The organism is Hoeflea sp. 108 (assembly GCF_000372965.1).
Lineage (GTDB): Bacteria > Pseudomonadota > Alphaproteobacteria > Rhizobiales > Rhizobiaceae > Aminobacter.
This window is the reverse complement of sequence record NZ_KB890024.1, coordinates 3,025,233-3,041,023: the sequence shown is the minus strand read 5'-3', so window position 1 is coordinate 3,041,023 and position 15,791 is coordinate 3,025,233. Positions and strand designations below refer to the sequence as shown.

Annotated in this window: 13 protein-coding genes and 1 other RNA gene; 5 read left to right on the top strand and 9 right to left on the bottom strand. The window is 65.1% G+C overall.

Annotation, left to right across the window (positions count from 1 at the left end; genetic code table 11):
* Positions 1-135: 135 nt before the first annotated feature.
* Complete coding sequence (locus B015_RS0115105; RefSeq protein ID WP_018428551.1) at positions 136-4,131, top strand: AsmA family protein; 3,996 nt, start codon at positions 136-138, stop codon at positions 4,129-4,131.
* Positions 4,132-4,199: 68 nt separating this feature from the next.
* Here B015_RS0115105 and B015_RS0115100 read toward each other — a convergent pair whose 3' ends face one another.
* From B015_RS0115100 to B015_RS0115085, 4 genes are all read right to left on the bottom strand, one after another.
* The gene (locus tag B015_RS0115100) at positions 4,200-4,448 is read right to left on the bottom strand and encodes a ribbon-helix-helix domain-containing protein (RefSeq protein ID WP_018428550.1); all 249 of its coding nucleotides are present in this window, start codon (positions 4,446-4,448) and stop codon (positions 4,200-4,202) included.
* Entirely contained in the window at positions 4,445-4,672 is a 228-nt protein-coding gene (locus B015_RS30930) for a DUF4169 family protein (RefSeq protein ID WP_018428549.1), read from the bottom strand. Before B015_RS30930 ends, B015_RS0115100 begins: the two co-directional genes overlap by 4 nt.
* Positions 4,673-4,687: 15 nt before the next feature.
* Complete coding sequence (locus tag B015_RS0115090; RefSeq protein WP_018428548.1) at positions 4,688-5,221, bottom strand: SspB family protein; 534 nt, start codon at positions 5,219-5,221, stop codon at positions 4,688-4,690.
* A gap of 91 nt (positions 5,222-5,312) precedes the next feature.
* The gene (locus B015_RS0115085; protein ID WP_026227306.1) at positions 5,313-5,972 is read right to left on the bottom strand and encodes a TetR/AcrR family transcriptional regulator; all 660 of its coding nucleotides are present in this window, start codon (positions 5,970-5,972) and stop codon (positions 5,313-5,315) included.
* A gap of 158 nt (positions 5,973-6,130) precedes the next feature.
* Here B015_RS0115085 and B015_RS0115080 point away from each other — a divergent pair, with 158 nt between their 5' ends.
* Together B015_RS0115080 and B015_RS0115075 are read left to right on the top strand one after the other, a co-directional pair.
* Positions 6,131-7,336: a multidrug effflux MFS transporter gene (locus B015_RS0115080; RefSeq protein ID WP_018428546.1), complete on the top strand. Its 1,206-nt coding sequence runs from the start codon at positions 6,131-6,133 to the stop codon at positions 7,334-7,336.
* 185 nt (positions 7,337-7,521) lie between these two features.
* On the top strand, positions 7,522-8,667 hold the full coding sequence (locus B015_RS0115075) for a GGDEF domain-containing protein (RefSeq protein ID WP_018428545.1): 1,146 nt from the start codon (positions 7,522-7,524) through the stop codon (positions 8,665-8,667).
* A gap of 82 nt (positions 8,668-8,749) precedes the next feature.
* Here the strand turns inward: B015_RS0115075 and B015_RS0115070 are convergent, their stop codons facing one another.
* Positions 8,750-9,298 carry an AAA family ATPase gene (locus tag B015_RS0115070; RefSeq protein WP_040456245.1) on the bottom strand — a complete coding sequence of 183 codons (549 nt, stop codon included), beginning with the start codon at positions 9,296-9,298 and terminating at the stop codon, positions 8,750-8,752.
* A 149-nt stretch (positions 9,299-9,447) separates the two neighbouring features.
* Positions 9,448-9,809: a transfer-messenger RNA gene (gene ssrA / locus B015_RS32570) on the bottom strand.
* A gap of 184 nt (positions 9,810-9,993) precedes the next feature.
* On the opposite strand from ssrA, the gene B015_RS0115065 reads away from it, so the two are divergent.
* Together B015_RS0115065 and B015_RS0115060 are read left to right on the top strand one after the other, a co-directional pair.
* The gene (locus B015_RS0115065) at positions 9,994-10,305 is read left to right on the top strand and encodes a DUF2853 family protein (protein WP_018428542.1); all 312 of its coding nucleotides are present in this window, start codon (positions 9,994-9,996) and stop codon (positions 10,303-10,305) included.
* Positions 10,306-10,543: 238 nt separating this feature from the next.
* On the top strand, positions 10,544-11,338 hold the full coding sequence (locus tag B015_RS0115060) for a thymidylate synthase (protein ID WP_018428541.1): 795 nt from the start codon (positions 10,544-10,546) through the stop codon (positions 11,336-11,338).
* Between the two features lie 468 nt (positions 11,339-11,806).
* Here B015_RS0115060 and B015_RS0115055 read toward each other — a convergent pair whose 3' ends face one another.
* From B015_RS0115055 to B015_RS0115045, 3 genes are read right to left on the bottom strand one after another with little or no spacing between them, the layout of a single operon-like run.
* On the bottom strand, positions 11,807-14,455 hold the full coding sequence (locus tag B015_RS0115055; protein ID WP_018428540.1) for an ABC transporter permease: 2,649 nt from the start codon (positions 14,453-14,455) through the stop codon (positions 11,807-11,809).
* Positions 14,452-15,135, bottom strand: a complete 684-nt coding sequence (locus B015_RS0115050; protein ID WP_018428539.1) for an ABC transporter ATP-binding protein — start codon at positions 15,133-15,135, stop codon at positions 14,452-14,454. The genes B015_RS0115055 and B015_RS0115050 overlap by 4 nt, the downstream gene beginning before the upstream one ends.
* Positions 15,128-15,790: an ABC transporter ATP-binding protein gene (locus B015_RS0115045; protein ID WP_018428538.1), complete on the bottom strand. Its 663-nt coding sequence runs from the start codon at positions 15,788-15,790 to the stop codon at positions 15,128-15,130. Before B015_RS0115045 ends, B015_RS0115050 begins: the two co-directional genes overlap by 8 nt.
* Between the last annotated feature and the right edge of the window lies 1 nt (position 15,791).

Here is a 15,791-nt window from a genome sequence, read left to right as displayed (position 1 = left end):
GCTGAACGGGGTCGCATTTCTCTGTACAGGTGTCGCGCGGCGTTGACGTGCCGGAGCGCACAGCCCAACATGTCACCAAATGACCACGCTCCTGCGGTTAAAAGCCTGGGACACTAACCTGTTTGCCCCGAGGCAATGCTCGCTCGCCTGTTCGTGATTTTTGGTGGCCTGTTCGTGCTGGCGCTTTGTGCGGCGCTGGTGGGGCCGTATTTTATCGACTGGTCGGGCTACAAGGCCGACTTCGAACGCGAGGCCAGCGTCATCCTCGGCCGCAAGGTGACGGTGCAGGGCGATGTGACGGCGCGAATCCTGCCGTTTCCGTCGGTGACCTTCTCCGACGTCGCCGTGGGCGGCGGCACGAACGGCGAGCCGGCGATGACCGTGGAGACCTTCTCCATGGATTCCGAACTGGCGCCGTTCCTGCGCGGCGAGTTCCTGATCTTCGACATGCGGCTGGTCCGGCCGGTCGCCACCATCGATGTCGCCGCCGACGGCACCGTCGACTGGGCGATACGCCCCTCGACGCCCTTCGATGCACGGCAGATATCGATCGAGAAGCTGACGATCAGCGACGGCCAGGTCACGCTGCGCCACGAAGTGAGCGGGCGCGAGCATGTGCTTTCCGGCATCGACATGGCCGTCTCCGCCAAGGCGCTGACGGGGCCGTGGCGGATCGACGGCACGGTGAAGGTCGACGGCATGCCAACGCAGCTGTCGGCGTCGACGGGCGCGCTTGAGCCGACCGGCCAGATGCGGCTGAGGGTGCGCGCAACGCCGGAGCGTTTCGGCGTCGTGCTCGACAGCGACGGCAATGTCAGCATGGACAAGGGGCGAGGGCTCTATTCCGGCAGCTTCACGCTGCTGGAAAACCGTGCGGCGCCGCAGGGACAGCCTGCCGCCGATGCCACGAAGGCGCCGGCAAAACCCGTCGACCCCGGCTTCCGCGTGAAGGGCAGGTTCGCGCTCGACAATGCAAGGCTCGGCATCGAGGAATTCCGTTTCGAGACAGGCCCGCTCGAGGATCCCTACACCGCCGATGGCACAGCCGAGATCGACCTCGGCGCCTCGCCGCGTTTTTCCGTCTCGACCAAGGGCGCGCAGGTGCGTTTTGACGAGGCCGTGGGGGGCGAGACCGGTGGAGCGGGGTTGTCGGTTTCCGAGCGTCTGACGGCGCTGGAAAAGACGCTGGTGGCACTTCCCCGGCCGACGATACCCGGCACCGTCGACGTCGACCTGCCGGCGATCGTTGCCGGCGACACGACGGTTCGCGACGTCAGGCTCAAGGCCGAGCCGTCGGATGATGGCTGGGAGCTCAAGTCGCTGGCAGCAACCTTGCCGGGCCGGGCGCGGCTGGAGGCGGAGGGCTTCCTGCATACCAAGGATGCGCTCGGCTTTGACGGGCAGCTGCTTCTGGCGGTGGGACAGCCGTCCGGTTTTGCCGCCTGGGTGGCGAAGGACATCGACGAGGCGGTGCGCCGGCTGCCGGCAGCGGGCTTCAAGGCCAAGGTTGCGCTGACGCGCGAGCAGCAGCGCCTCGACGACATCGAGCTGATCCTCGGCAAGGCCAGGTTTACCGGCGAACTCGATAGTTTGCAGCCCGGTGATGCCCGTGCTTCGGTGACGATGAAGCTCGATGGCAGCGAGCTCGACCTGGAAGGCATGCGCGCCTTTGCTTCGCTTTTCGTCACCGACCAAGGCGCCAACCGCTTCGCCGACACGGACCTCGACCTCGCGGTGAAGGCGGGACCGGTGAACTTTGCCGGGCTGAGCGCCGACACGCTCGATACCGCGCTCAGGCTGCGGGAAGGCGTGCTGGAGATCGACAGGCTGTCTGTGGGTGGGCTTGCCGGGGCGTCGCTGAGTGCAACCGGCAGGATCAAGGACTTTCCCAAAGCGCCGACCGGCAATCTCGACGCATCCATCGTTGCCGTGGACCTTGCACCGCTGGTGTCGCTTGCCGCCCGGCAATGGCCCGACAATCGCGTGCTGAGCGGGCTCGCCGCGCGTTCCGCCGCATATCCCGATCTTCTGACCGATGCCCGCATCGACTTCGTTGCCAGTGCTGCCGAAAACAGTGACGGATCGGCCGGCCTGGCACTCAGCGCCAAGGGCGAGGCGGGCGGTTCCGATCTTCTGGCGACGTTGTCGGCACCCGCCTATTCCGGTGTGCCGGAAGCAACCGATATCAAGCTCAACCTCTCGGCGCGCAACAATGACGCCACGGCGCTTCTCGCCCTGGCTGGCCTGCCTGTCCTGCCGCTGGGCATGACGGGGCAGGGCGAACTCGAAATCGCAGCGACTGGCGCGGCGCGGAACGGCCTTGACGTCACCGCCAGCATGGCCGGCGAGGACGCATCGGCCGGTTTTACCGGAACGACGACCCTGCGCGACGATGTGGCGAGCCTGCGCGGCAGGGTGACGCTGCAGGCAGCCGATATCGAACCCTGGCTGATGACGACGGGCGTTTCGGTTCCCGGCATGGGCACGGGCACCGCGGTGGAGCTTGTCGCCGACGCCGATCTGTCCCAAGGGCAGCTGGCGCTCGGCAAGCTTACGGGCACCCTCAACGAACGCGCGTTTGCGGGCGATCTCAAGGCGACGCTGGTCGAGGGCGTGCCGTCTCTTGCCGGTTCGCTCAAGGTCGACGAACTCGACCTGAGGCCATTCGCCGAGATGCTGCTTGGCGCCAACGCGCTTGCGGTCGAGGGGCGCGGCTGGCCAAAAACAGCCTTTGCCTCGAAGTCGGCGGTGCCGTTCAATGCCGAACTGGACATCGTTGCCGACACGCTGGCAGCCGAGCCGCTGGCGGTGGTGAACGACGCGTCGCTGGGCCTCAAGATCGACGGGCAGTCGCTCCGGCTGTCCAACATCAGGGGCAAGATCTTCGGCGGCAGCCTCGAGGGGCTGGCCGAACTCAAGAACAATGACGGCACGGGACTTCTGACCGGCCAGCTCAAGCTCGACGGCGCCGACGTCTCGGCCATTCCTGTTGCGGCCGGCCTTGGCGGCAAGGGCGGTTTTTCGGCCAGCCTGTCCGGCAGCGGCAAGTCGGTCGAGGGGCTGGTGGCGTCGCTGTCAGGTTCGGGAACGGCTGTCGTCGACGGTCTTGTCGTGCCGGGCTTCAACCCTGACGCCTTCGGGTCGCTGATTGCCAAGGCCGATGCGTTGGGACGGGATGTCAATGCGGCGCGGGTGGTGGGATTCGCCCCGGCGATAGCGGGCGATGGCAGTTTCAGCGCAGATCGGGCCGATGTCGCCTTTACCGTGGCCGCCGGCATCCTGCGGGCGCCGCCTCTCACACTCAAGAATCCTTCGGCCACGCTGACAGCGGACCTGCGTGCAGATCTCAATTCCGGCACCGTGGCGGGCACTGGCGGCATCGCCTACGCATCCGGCGAGGAAGAGGTCACCGGCTCGGAACCCACGCTCAACTTCCAGCTCGAAGGCAGCCCCGGTGCGACGAACCTTACCTTCGACAGCGCGCCGCTGGCGCAATTCCTGACCCAGCGGGCGCTGGAGAAGGAGCAGGCCCGCGTCGAGGCGATGCAGGCGGTTCTGCTGGAAAAGCAACGGCTGCGGCGCGAGGCTCGCTATTTCGCAGCCCAGCAGGCCGAGCGCGAGCGCATTGCCGAAGAGGCGCGTCTCGCCGAGGAGGCGCGCATCAAGGCGGAGCAGGAGGCGAAGGCCGCGGCCGAAGCGGCCCGCCTGCAGGCCGAAGAAGAAGCCCGTGCGGCCGAAGCGGCGGCCAAGGCCAAGGCCGAGGCGGACGCCGCAGCCGAGAAGGCGCGGCTTGCCGCAGAGGAGGCGGCGCGCCACGAGGCCGAGGCCCGGGCGAAGCAGGAAGCCGAGGCAGCGGCCAAGCGAGACGCCGAGGCCAAGCTGGAGGCCGAACGGAAGGCCAGGCAGGCCGAAGAGGAGAAGGCGAGGCGCGATGCCGAGGCTGCCAAGCCCGAGCCTGCCAAGCCCGAGCCCGCGTCGGAGATTGAACGCGCGCCACTGCCCGAGGCTCGGCCGCTGGACATGCCGGTTGCGCCTGCCGAGCCGATAACAGCACCGGATCCGGCACCAGTGAAAAAGAAGATCGAACCGCTCAGTCTCGACGAATTCCTGAAGTCGCTGGAGCCACAGTAGGGCAGGCTGTGGCGTCATCTGAGCGCCAGGGCAGCACCTGTTGATGCCATGGCTGTCGGCGTCGACGTCTAGGCGGTCTCGACCTCATCGATCCCGCCCAACGTCCCCAATTTCGCCTGTTGGAGCACAAAGAGCCGAAGGGCGGAGGACAGATTGGCGTCGCGCGGGCGGTTGGCGTCGACTTCGGCGACGAGGCCGGCGAGCGTCATCTTACGCATCGCCGCGATGGCCAAAAGATCGTCGTAGAACGGTTTTTCAAGCGAGTAGCTGGTGCGGTGGCCATGGATGCTCACCGAACGCTTGGCGACAAGGCTCATGGTTTGCGGTCTTGAGGGTTGTCGTCCCGGGGCTCGCCGTCTTTGGACCTGCGGTCGCGGCGATGGGCCTCGACGAATTTCTCGGCCTGCTCGATGGTGAGCCTGTCACGCTGCTTTTCGGCCTTGGTGCGGCCGTGGAGCGCGCGATTCTGTTCGGCCTGGGCCTCGCGATCGCCGCGCGCCTTCTGCTTCTTGAACTGGCGGAGATTGACGATATCGGCCATGGCGACCGTCCGGGGTTACTTCTTGCGGAAGGCGTCGAGCGAGACGACTTCGGCGCCCTTGCCGGGTGCAGCTTCGTCCTGGGCTTCCTTGCTTTCCTCTGCGGCCGCGGCCTTTTTCTTCGATTCCTTGCGCTCGGCCGGCTTGACGACGGCCACCGGCTCGACTGGGGTCGGCTCGACTTCGGCAGTGTCGGTCTTGACCTCGAACTCGAGCTCGAAATTGACCGAAGGATCGTAGAAGCCGCGCACCGCCGAGAAGGGGATTTCGAGCTTCTCGGGGATATCGGAGAAGGAGAGGCCCACTTCGAAGCCGGTGTCGGTGACCTTGAGGTCCCAGTACTGGAACTGGATGACGATGGTCATCTGCTCCGGATAGCGCTCGCGCAGGCGGCTGGAGATGCGCACGCCCGGCGCGCCGGTCATGAAGGTGATGAAGAAATGATGGTTGCCCGGCAATCCTGTTCGCGCGACTTCCGCCAGGACCTTGCGCATAACGCCGCGCAGTGCCTCCTGGGCAAGAATGTCATAGCGGATCTGGTCTTCGGCCATAGGACAGTACGGGTCCGATTGAATCGTTCCCTTACCTGTAATCAAGCTTGAGGCCGGCGTAAACCGGATATAGCGCCGTATTGAAGCTTGGTCATGTCGCGATCGGGCGACGCTTGCCATAGGCGCGCAGGAAGCAGCGCACGGCATTGGTCGCGGCTGCCTCGAGCTGCTCCTCGGAGACGGTGTCGCCGAAGATCAATGCCATCTGCAGATCGGCATTGACGAGTGCCAGGAACTGGCGCGCGGCGACGTCGGGATCGTCGAGATCGAGCCAGCCGGCAAGCGTCAGGCGTGCGAAACGGGCGGCCAGTGCTGCCCAGGTCTTGGCCGGACCCTGGTCACGCCAGCCGGCGAACAGTTCGGGATAACGCTCGCCCTCGGTCTGCAACAGCTTGCGCAGGAACTTGCCGTCGCGGTTGCACAGGCAGTTCTGGTTGAGCCTGACCGCAAAGGCGACGAGCTCGGCTTCGAGGTCGACAGGCTTGTCGGGGAAGGTGGCAAGCGTGTCGAAGACGCCGACATTGATGCGCTCGGTGATCTCGCGAACCACCGCAACCAGCAGGTTCTCCTTGTCGCCGTGGTGATTGTAGACGGTCTGCCGGGACACGCCGGCTTCGGCTGCGATCAGGTCGATATTGGCGCCGGCAAAGCCTTCCCGACAAAAGACGCGGGCCGCGGCGTCGAGGATCGAGAGCCGCTTGGCAGAATGGCTGCGCAGGATGGAAATGTCAGGAGCAGTCGCTTGTGTCATCATTTCTATATACAGCTGATTGACGATTTGGACAAGCATGTCTAAAAATCTGGACGTAATCGAGTTTCGGGTCGGGAGGAGTCGCAAACTCGCATTGCCGAACGTCCTTGGATTGCGTGTCGCGACTGCGACCGAAACCAGACTGAAAGAATCACGCCATGACACCCCAATTCCTCCGCGTAGCGGTCGTGCTCGGCCTTTTGTCGGCCATCGGCCCATTCGCCATCGACATGTATCTCCCAGCGCTGCCGACCATCGGCGCCGACCTCAACGCAGGCACCGCGGCCGTTCAGATGAGCCTCCTGGTGTTCTTCCTGTCCATGGGGTTGGCGCAGATCGTCGTCGGCCCGATCTCCGACATGATCGGCCGCAAGGCGCCGCTCTATATAGGTCTCGTGCTGTTCGCCATCGGCGCCGTCGGCGCGGCGGTGGCCCCCAACATCGAGTGGCTGATCGCCTTCCGTTTCCTGCAGGGCCTCGGTGCCTCGGCCGGCATGGTGGTGCCGCGCGCAATCGTGCGTGACCTGCACACCGGAACCGAGGCAGCGCGCCTGATGTCGCTGCTCATGCTCGTCTTCAGCGTGTCGCCTATTCTTGCGCCGCTGACCGGCAGCCTGATCATCGAAAGTCTCGGCTGGCGTGCCGTGTTCTGGACGGTGACGGGTGCTGCGGTGCTGGCGGTCGTCCTTCTGGCAACGTCGCTCAAGGAAACGCGTCCGGCCGATCATCGTGCCGAAAGCTCGATCCGCAGCGCGCTCGTCGGCTACCGCTTCCTGCTCGGCGACCGCAATTTCCTCGGGCTGACCGCGATCGGCGGTTTCGGCATCGCCAGCTTCTTCGTCTATCTCGCCAACTCGTCCTTTATCCTGATCGATCACTACGGGCTGTCGCCGTCGATCTACAGCGTGTTCTTCTCGATCAATGCGGTCGCCTTCATCGGCATGTCGCAGCTGACGGGCTGGCTGACCGAGCGGTTCGGGTTGAAGCGCGTGGTGCGGGTGGCTGTCGTCGGCTACGCCACGATGATGGTGGTGCTGCTTGCCGTCTTCGCCTCGGGCGTCGATCGCCTCGACGTTCTCGCCGCGCTTCTATTCGTCGGCTACGGCTTCCTCGGCCTCGTCATTCCGACGACGTCGGTGCTGGCAATGGAAGAGCATGGCGAGATCGCCGGAACGGCCTCGGCCCTGATGGGCACGCTGCATTTCGCCATCGGCGCGGCCGCCATGGCGGTGGCCGGGCTGTTCTTCGACGGCACGCCGCTGCCGATGGTCGCAGGAATCACGATCTCCGCCGTCATCGCGTTTGCGCTCGCCCAGGTGACGCTCGGCCGTGGCCGCAACGTCGCCGAGATGCCGGCCGAATGAGCTTTTGGGGCCGGGCGCATGCCCGGCCCCAAGTCACCGGACAGCAGGCTCGTTACATGCGCTGCTGGCCCAACCATTCTTGGCCGACTTCACCCAGCCTCGATATCGTCTTGTTTACCTATGGGCCGGTAAGTCTCCGCAAGACCACCGGAAGTAGCGACGACGCCAGAGGCCTGCGGAAAATCTTGAAATTCATCCCTTCGGCCCTGCTGCTGCTGTTTGCAGCGACGTTCTTCTGCGTATGGCTGCTGGAGCGCCGCCGGCGGCACCTGCTGTTTTTCGCGCTTGCATTCGCGGCGGTCGGGGGCGGCACCATCGTGCAGTTCGCCCTGTGGCCGCCCGATATCGGCTACAACACCATCGTCTCCGCCATGCTTTATGCCGCAGGCCCGCTGCTTCTGGTGGAGGGCGTGCTTGCGCGCTCCGGCAGGTCGATGCCGCTGGCCCTGCACGCGGCCTGGTTTGCCGCGATCGTCGGCGTGCTGTGCTATTTCTACTATGTCGACAACAATCTCCAGATCCGCGTCTATGCCCTCAATATCGGCATGGGCTGCATTGTCCTGAGCGGCGCCTGGAAGTTGCGTGACCTGGTGCGCGGCAATGTGATCGACCAGGCCATGGTCTGGCTGCTGTTTGGGCTCGGGGTCACCTTCTTCGTGCGCGTGCTGCTCGACAAGAGCTCGATCCCTTCCGACGACATCGGCGCGTTCTTCGAATCCGAGTTCTGGATCTGGGCGCAGTTCAGCATGTCCGTGCTCGGTGCGGCCAGCGGGCTCGGCCTGCTGGTGGTGGTCTGCGCCGACATCGTGCTGGCGCTGAAGGCCGAGCGCGACACCGACCCGCTGACCGGGCTGCTGAACCGTCGCGGCCTGCAGGGGCGGGAGGCGCGCCTGCACCCTGTCGGTGGCCACAAGCCGCTCAGCGTCGTTGCCTGCGACATCGATCGCTTCAAGGGCATCAACGACCGCTTCGGCCACGCTGCCGGCGATGTGGTGCTGACAGGCTTTGGCGGCATCATCAGGCGCAGCCTGGGTAAGGGAGACGTGGCGGCGCGCACCGGCGGCGAGGAGTTCGTCATGGTGCTGAAGGACAGAACCGTCGACGACGCATTCGCCTTGACCGAGCGGTTGCGGCGCGAGATCGCCGGCTTGAGCTTTTCCGAATTGCCCGACGATTTCCGCGTCACCTGCAGCTTCGGCATCGCGCAATTCCATCCGGGCGAAGATCTTTGGGACGCCATCGCCCGTGCCGACAAGATCCTCTATGCGGCCAAGCGCGCCGGCCGCAACCGCACCTTTGCCGAGGGCGTGCAACTGCCGAGCGCAGCCTAGCCAGGCGGCGGGCGTTCCAGCAGGAAGCGCAGGCATCCGCTACGGCCTGGGCCCGTCCATGTGCTGTTTTCCGGCGGTGCCTTCACAGGCTCGCCTCGGCAAGGACAAAGCGCAGCCGTTCTTCGACCGATGCCTTGGGCAGCGCTACGATCTCATAGCCGAACTCGGCGTAGATCCGCACCGACGAGGCATGGGTGGTGACCGCTTCCCCGAATGACTGCTTCCTTTCGCCGTCATTGGCAAAGATCTCCGGCCATGGCGGCGCGATGAAGACCTTGGGGTTGTAGCGGAAGCGTTCTGCTGCGGTCCTGAAATGTGCCGGCGCCGGCATGCCCATCATCCGGTGGTATCCGGCAAGTTCCGTCACGCCGCGGTCAAAGAAAACCGGCCCCTCCTTGTCCAGCGCCAGGCGGTAGGACTGCATGTCGAAGGCGAGCATTATTTCGGCGAACAGGGCAGGGTCGTTCTGGTGGGTGGCTGGCCCGCCAATCGCTGTCTGGTCCCGGATAATGGCCCGGCCGGCCTCGGCCGTCGTGGCGAAGCCCCGGCGGCCGAGGGCCTCGATCAGCGTGGTCTTGCCCGAGCCGGGGCCACCTGAAAGCACGAAGAAGCGGTCGCAGTCGCGATGCATTTTTGTCTCCAGAGATGAGGTGAGGGGGCGTCGACTGCGGTGCGCGTGCACGGACGTGAAACGGCCTGCGCGGCAATCGTACGCGCGCGGCAGGCAAAATGACCGGAAGGTCCGGCGGGGTCGAAGCCCAGAGGTAGTGAGGGGGGAGAAGTGGAGGTTTCTGTTGCCAGGTACCTCCGAACCCCGCCTAGAAGTGCGAACCGCTAGGACTTAATTTGAAGCTATCGCACCGCATTAAGCAGCGAGACGTGCTTCCGCATAGTTGTCGTTGGCAACTATAAGTTTAGCCCGATAACGGTGGTACAATGCCGAGCAAAAGTCCGATCTTTACACCCTCGTCGATCCTATTTCGCCCCCAGCAAAAACCGTCGCTCTATTGCACGACGACTTTTGGTGGAGGCGCCGGGTACCGCCCCCGGGTCCGAATGGCTTATTTCATCGGCAGTTTATCGCCATAGTCAGTCAAGCTGACGGTGCGAATATAAGGATGCGGCGCTCAAAAGGGAAGGGCGGAAAGCCGCCTAACCTCTCCATCCGCAACAGATTTATGATGCCACGCGAACTCCGAGGGTTGACTCGCGCCTTGCGCGAACAGAAGCTCGCCACGCTGGGGAAAGCTTGCATTGCGCATGAACCGGTCAAGGCCGGCAGTCCCCGCGGGAGATGACGTCAATCTGTCGACGAGGGGAATACTCATGAGCGACTATCTTGCAGACGTGAAGAAGTACGATGCCGGCGCCAAGGAAGAGGCGGTCAGCAAGATCGTCAAGCATCTCGGCATCGCACTGCGCAACCGCGATTCCTCGCTGGTCTCCTGCACCGACCCCAAGGAGCTCGACCGGGTGAAAGCCGGCTGGATTGCCAAGAAGCTCGGCGTCGAGGACGCCAAGAAGGCCGATGGCGCGCTGGAGAAGGTCTGCAAGGCCATGTCGGCCGACCACACCAAGAACCGCGTCACTTTCTACTACCTGGTCGCCAAGGAACTCGGCAAACTCGGCGCGATCTGATCCCTTACCGATCGAATCCTGAAAACCGGGCCGGATTTCGGTTCGGTTTCGGGTGGTTCAGGCCGGGCGGCGCGTGCGCTGCCTGAATTGCCTGTGGCATCGTTGAACGCCGCGCCGTCCGAGCGCAGCCTTGACGCATGGACGCCCGCGTCAATGCGCCTGGGGACAGGAAGCGCATTCGTTTCCAGAGCCGGCCCACTCCGCTATGATCTGGCAAACGACGAATCGAGCCCGACCGATGCGCCAGTATCTCGACCTACTCAGCCATGTCATGGAAAACGGTTCCGACCGCGGCGACCGGACCGGTACCGGTACGCGCTCGGTGTTCGGCTACCAGATGCGTTTCGACCTGGGAAAAGGCTTTCCCGTCCTCACCACCAAGAAGCTGCACCTGAAGTCGATCATCCACGAATTGCTGTGGTTTCTGGCCGGCGACACCAACATCAAGTATCTCAAGGACAACGGCGTTTCGATCTGGGACGAGTGGGCCGACGAGAACGGCGACCTCGGCCCGGTCTATGGCAAGCAGTGGCGCTCGTGGCCGACGCACGACGGCGGCGAGATCGACCAGATCGCCAACCTGCTGGTGCAGATCAGGAAGAACCCGAACTCGCGTCGGCTGATCGTCTCGGCCTGGAACCCGGAAGAAGTGGACGCGATGGCGCTGCCGCCATGCCACTGCCTGTTCCAGTTCTACGTCTCCGACGGCAGGCTTTCGTGCCAGCTCTATCAGCGTTCGGCCGATATATTCCTTGGCGTGCCGTTCAACATCGCGTCCTACGCGCTGCTGACGATGATGGTGGCGCAGGTGACGGGGCTGAAGCCGGGCGATTTCGTCCATACGCTTGGCGACGCCCACATCTACCACAATCACTTCGAGCAGGCCCGTGAGCAGCTTGGGCGCACGCCAAAGGCGCTGCCGACGATGTGGATCAATCCCGAGGTCACCGACCTGTTCGCCTTCCGCTTCGAGGATTTCAGGCTGGAAAACTACGTCGCCGACGCCTCCATCCGCGCGCCGATCGCGGTTTAGACAAGAGCGGACTTTACGCCGTCTGCCTTCCTTCCAGCACCGGGGGCTGGCCGGCAGGCGCAGGCGCCGATCGGGCCTCTCCGTGAAGGATGTGATCGGCTTGAACCGTCAGGCGCATGCCTTGCGGGATCGGGTCAGCAGCCGCTATGGCTCGACGACCTTGCGGGCCTGTTCAAGCTGATTGGCAAAGTTGATGCAGCAATTTGCGCAAATGACGTTGCCAAATGGCCGAAATATACGCCGAACGTTCGGTATCTGCGAGCATGCCCCTCGTCGTAACCGTGGGGCTGGAGAAGCCCCGAACAAGGCGTCGTCCAACCAGATGATCAACTCGTGGAAAGCCTTTGGTTTCTTACGGATGGTGTCTTTGCATCGCCGACAAGTACCATCAGGGGAGTGGACACAACGCCCGTTCACGTCCCGACGAAAACGTGGCAATACGCTGCCGCTTTTCCGGCGCACGGCGCTCTAAAGCTCCCTCAGCCGTTGCGGCGCGTCGGCGTTGCCTATCGCGCGCGTCAGTTGGATCGCCAGCACAATGGACGCCACCAGCAGCAGCAGGACCAGGGCCAGATAGGCGAAGGGGATTGAAAGCGCCTCTGGCGGAGGATCGAACACGCCGGTCAGGAGCTTGACCAGCATCCAGGCGATGGTCAGTCCCGACGCCAGTCCGAAGACCAGCCCGCCGAGGGCCACCAGCAACCCTTCGCCCCACAGGAACGCCGCGAGCTGGTGGGGCTTGGCGCCGATCGCCGAAAGAATGGCGAAGCTGCGCCGCCTGTCGAGGAAGCCGAGGCCGAGCATAAGGCCGGCGGCAGCGACTGCCAGGGCAAGCGCAAAGCTGAGTTCGATCGTCGTCAGGCTCGAAAGGTCCACGGCCGTCAGGCTGGAGCTGATGAGATGGGCGGCGGAGCCCACATCCTTGACCTTGAGGGCGGGGTCGCCAGCCAGCGCTGCCGCAGCTTCGCTGGCCAGATCCGCCGGGTCGCCCCTGGCGTGCATCAGCACATATTCGCTGGCGTCCGAACCGGTCAGTTCGGCGACATAGGCAGCGTTGGCGACCAGGAATGAGTCTCTCGGCGCGGTTGGGAATTCGCGAACCACGCCGATGAAGGTGAACGGCACCTGATGGTACTGATGGTCGGAAGCGTTGAGGAGGCGGAGATTGATGATGTCGCCGACCGAAAGCTGGAAGTCCTGCACGGTTTCTTCCGACACCAGCACGCCATTCGGTGTCTCGGCGAGGCGCGCGAGGATGTTGGCGGCCTTGCCGCCGGCAAAATAGGCGTCTGGAAAATCGGTGGCGTCGTCGATCGACACCGGGTCGATGCCATAGAGATCCTGCAGGTCGTTGCCGACATAGGCAAAGCGGTGCTGCATCGGCTGGACCGCGTCGGCCGAGGGCAGGGCGGCGAGCTGGTCCAGCCTGGCTCCTGCCGGATGCGCCTCGGTCCCGAACACGGTGACGTCGGCGCCGTTGGTGAGCTCCGCATCGACCCGCGATTGAGCATTGTAGGTGGTGTTGAAAACAGCCGTGGAGACGGCGAAGGAGACAGCGAGCGCGGTCATGGCAATGCCCGCAGTGATGCGCGCCGCCTGATGCGACAGGGCCGCGGCCACGATGGTCGAGAGCTTGCCGGCCGCTGGCCTGACCAGGGCCTGCAGCAGCATGCCATTGGCGGCGATGATACGGGCCGAGACGCGGATGGCGAGCAGCGCCGAGCCGATCCAGAACAAAGCCGGCGCGATGAAAGCGTTGTAGTCGACCGCGGTGGCGGCGACGCCCTCGGGCGCGAGCACCACCTGGTATCCGGTGCTCGCCGACTGCCAGAACAGCACAAGTGCCGCGCACAGCAGCAGCACGTCGAGCCAGAGCCGTGCCCACAGGGGCCGGGTGGTGCGGCCGATAACGCGGCGCGATGCGCTTATGCTCTGCGTGCGGCTGTCGCGCCAGGCAGGGTAGAGGAAGGTTGCCAGCGCAAGCAGCATGCCCGTGAGGATGGACAGGCCCATCGCCACCATGCCGAACCCGGCATCGCCGCCGAGCCGCAACTTCGCGAAAAGCAACGCCATCCCGAGCCCGAGTGCAATGCCGATACCGCCGACGAGCAACGCTTCGGCCGAGGCGAGCACGAGGATGCGGCGCAGGCTCGCGCCGCGAACCCTAAGCAGTGCCTGCTCGGCCCGGCGCCGGTCCGCACCGGCTGAACTGACTGCTATCGTGAGCAGGCAGGCCAGGGCGATGCCGGGAATGCCGAGGAACAGGAACAGCACCGCGGCATAGAGCGAATCGCCCCTGACGGCGTCGAGCCGGGCGCCAAGATTGTTGGCGACCAGCGCCTGTCCCGCGACCCTGGCTTCGAGATTGCGTGCCGCACCCGTGACGATCGTCCAGGCGTCGCTCGGTCGCGCCGGCAGCGTCGTCCGGTCGAGCCGCACATGCAGCTGGGTGCGCGTCGTGTCCGGTCGAGCGGTCTGCTGCGGACCGAATACCCGCTGCCACTGATCTGATGGCAGGACGAGCACGTTGTCGGGTGGCGCCTGCGGGGCGGCCTGGGGCGGCAGGCCGACGCTTTGGAACAGGGCATCGGCGTCCGGCAGCTCGATGATGCCATCGATCTTCACGTCGACGGGGGGCAGGGCCACGCGCTTGATGGTGACGATGTCGCCCGGTGCAACATGCAGGTTGGCTGCGGTCTGCTGCGCGGCCAGCACGCCGTCGAGCCGGCCGGACAGCAGCCGCACTTCTTCAGGAAAGTCTTTGAGATAATTTTCGTCGAAGGCGATCGCCTTGCCGGGGCCGGTGGTCTGTACCGTGCCGCCGGCGCTGGCCTCCAACCCGTCGACATTCGCAAAGGACACCTGCCGGACGGCAGTGGTGCCGGCGGACGCGGTGATCGCGTTGCGAACGACTGCGGAATCTGCGTCCGGCGCCAGCTGGACCTGCCAGTCGACAGGCACGGCGGAGACGGCGCGACGCGTCATCGAACTGCTGCTGTCGGCAAGGAAGGCTGCAAGCGATGCGAGCAGCGCAACGGTCACCGCGATGCCGGCGGCGACACCGGCGAGGCGTCCGAACCGGCGGCGCAGCAGGCCGAACAGCCAAAGGCGGGTCACGCGCGCCTCCGTTCCGGTTCGACCGGGTGCGAAAGTCGGCCATGGTCGAGCAACCAGCGCTGGCTCATGCGTTCGGCCACCGCCTCGTCATGCGTGGCGATGAGCAGCGCGGTACCGGTCTTGCGCAGAACGTCGATGGTAAGGTCGATGAAATGCCTGGCGGTTGCGCTGTCGAGCTGGCCTGTCGGCTCGTCGGCCAGCACCAGTCGCGGGCCGGCTGCAAGCGCGCGCGCCATGGCGACACGCTGCGCCTGACCGCCCGAAAGCTCCTCAGGCAGCTTTTGGGCAAGGGCCGACAGTTCGAAGCGCTCGAGCATGGCTGCTGCCTTGGCCTCGATGTCGTCGTTGCGCTCCAGCAAGACCAGCGGAAGGCTGACATTCTGCAGGACGGTGAGCGCCGGAAACAGGCTCGGCGTCTGGAACACCAGGCCGACCTTGCCGGGTCGCAGTGAGGAGCGTGGCCCAAGGGCGGGCCAGGCGACCGCGCCGAGCGTCGGGCTGTCGAGGCCGCCCAGGATATGGAGCAGCGTGGTCTTGCCGCTGCCCGACGCGCCGACCAGCGCAATACGGTCGCCGGCATCGATCTGGCAGCTGACGTCGGAAAGCACGGTCAGGGCGTCGTCGCTGCCGTCGGCGAAGCTCCTGGAGATGCCGGAGGCGGTGACGAGGGCATCAAACATTGTCGATGCGCCCGTCCGCGAGATGGATGATGCGATCGGCCCGCGCGGCAAGGGAGGCGCTGTGGGTGGCGACGAGCGTCGTTTTGCCGGCGGCACGGCGCGCCTCGAAATAGTCGAGCAGGCGCTCCTCCGCCACGCGGTCGATCTCGGCGGTCGGTTCGTCCGCCACCAGCAGCGGCGGATCGGCGGCAAGTGCGGCCGCAAGTCCCGCTCGCGCCGTCTCCCCGCCGGAAAGCTGCGCCGGATAGGCGCGCTCGCGATGCGACAGGCCGACCGCCTGCAGCAGGGCGGTGAGCCTTTCTCTGTCCTTGCGCCCCGACAGTTGCATCGACAGCAGGATGTTCTCACGCACCGTCAGGTGCTGGAAGAGATTTCCCGACTGCAGCAGGATGCCGAAGTTTTCGGCGCGGATCGTGGCCCGATCGGCCTCGGGGCGGCGTGTCATCAGACGGTCGCGGACGGTAACGTAACCTCCGTCAGGTTCGTCGAGACCAGTGAGGCAGGCCAGAAGTGTCGACTTGCCGCTGCCTGAGGGCCCCATCACCGAGACCATCTCGCCAGCCGACAGGAACAGGCTGACGCCGCGCAGCGCCGCGATCTCGTCGTCGCCGACATGGTAGAAGCGGTAGAGTTCGTACGCCTCCAGAACGCTCATG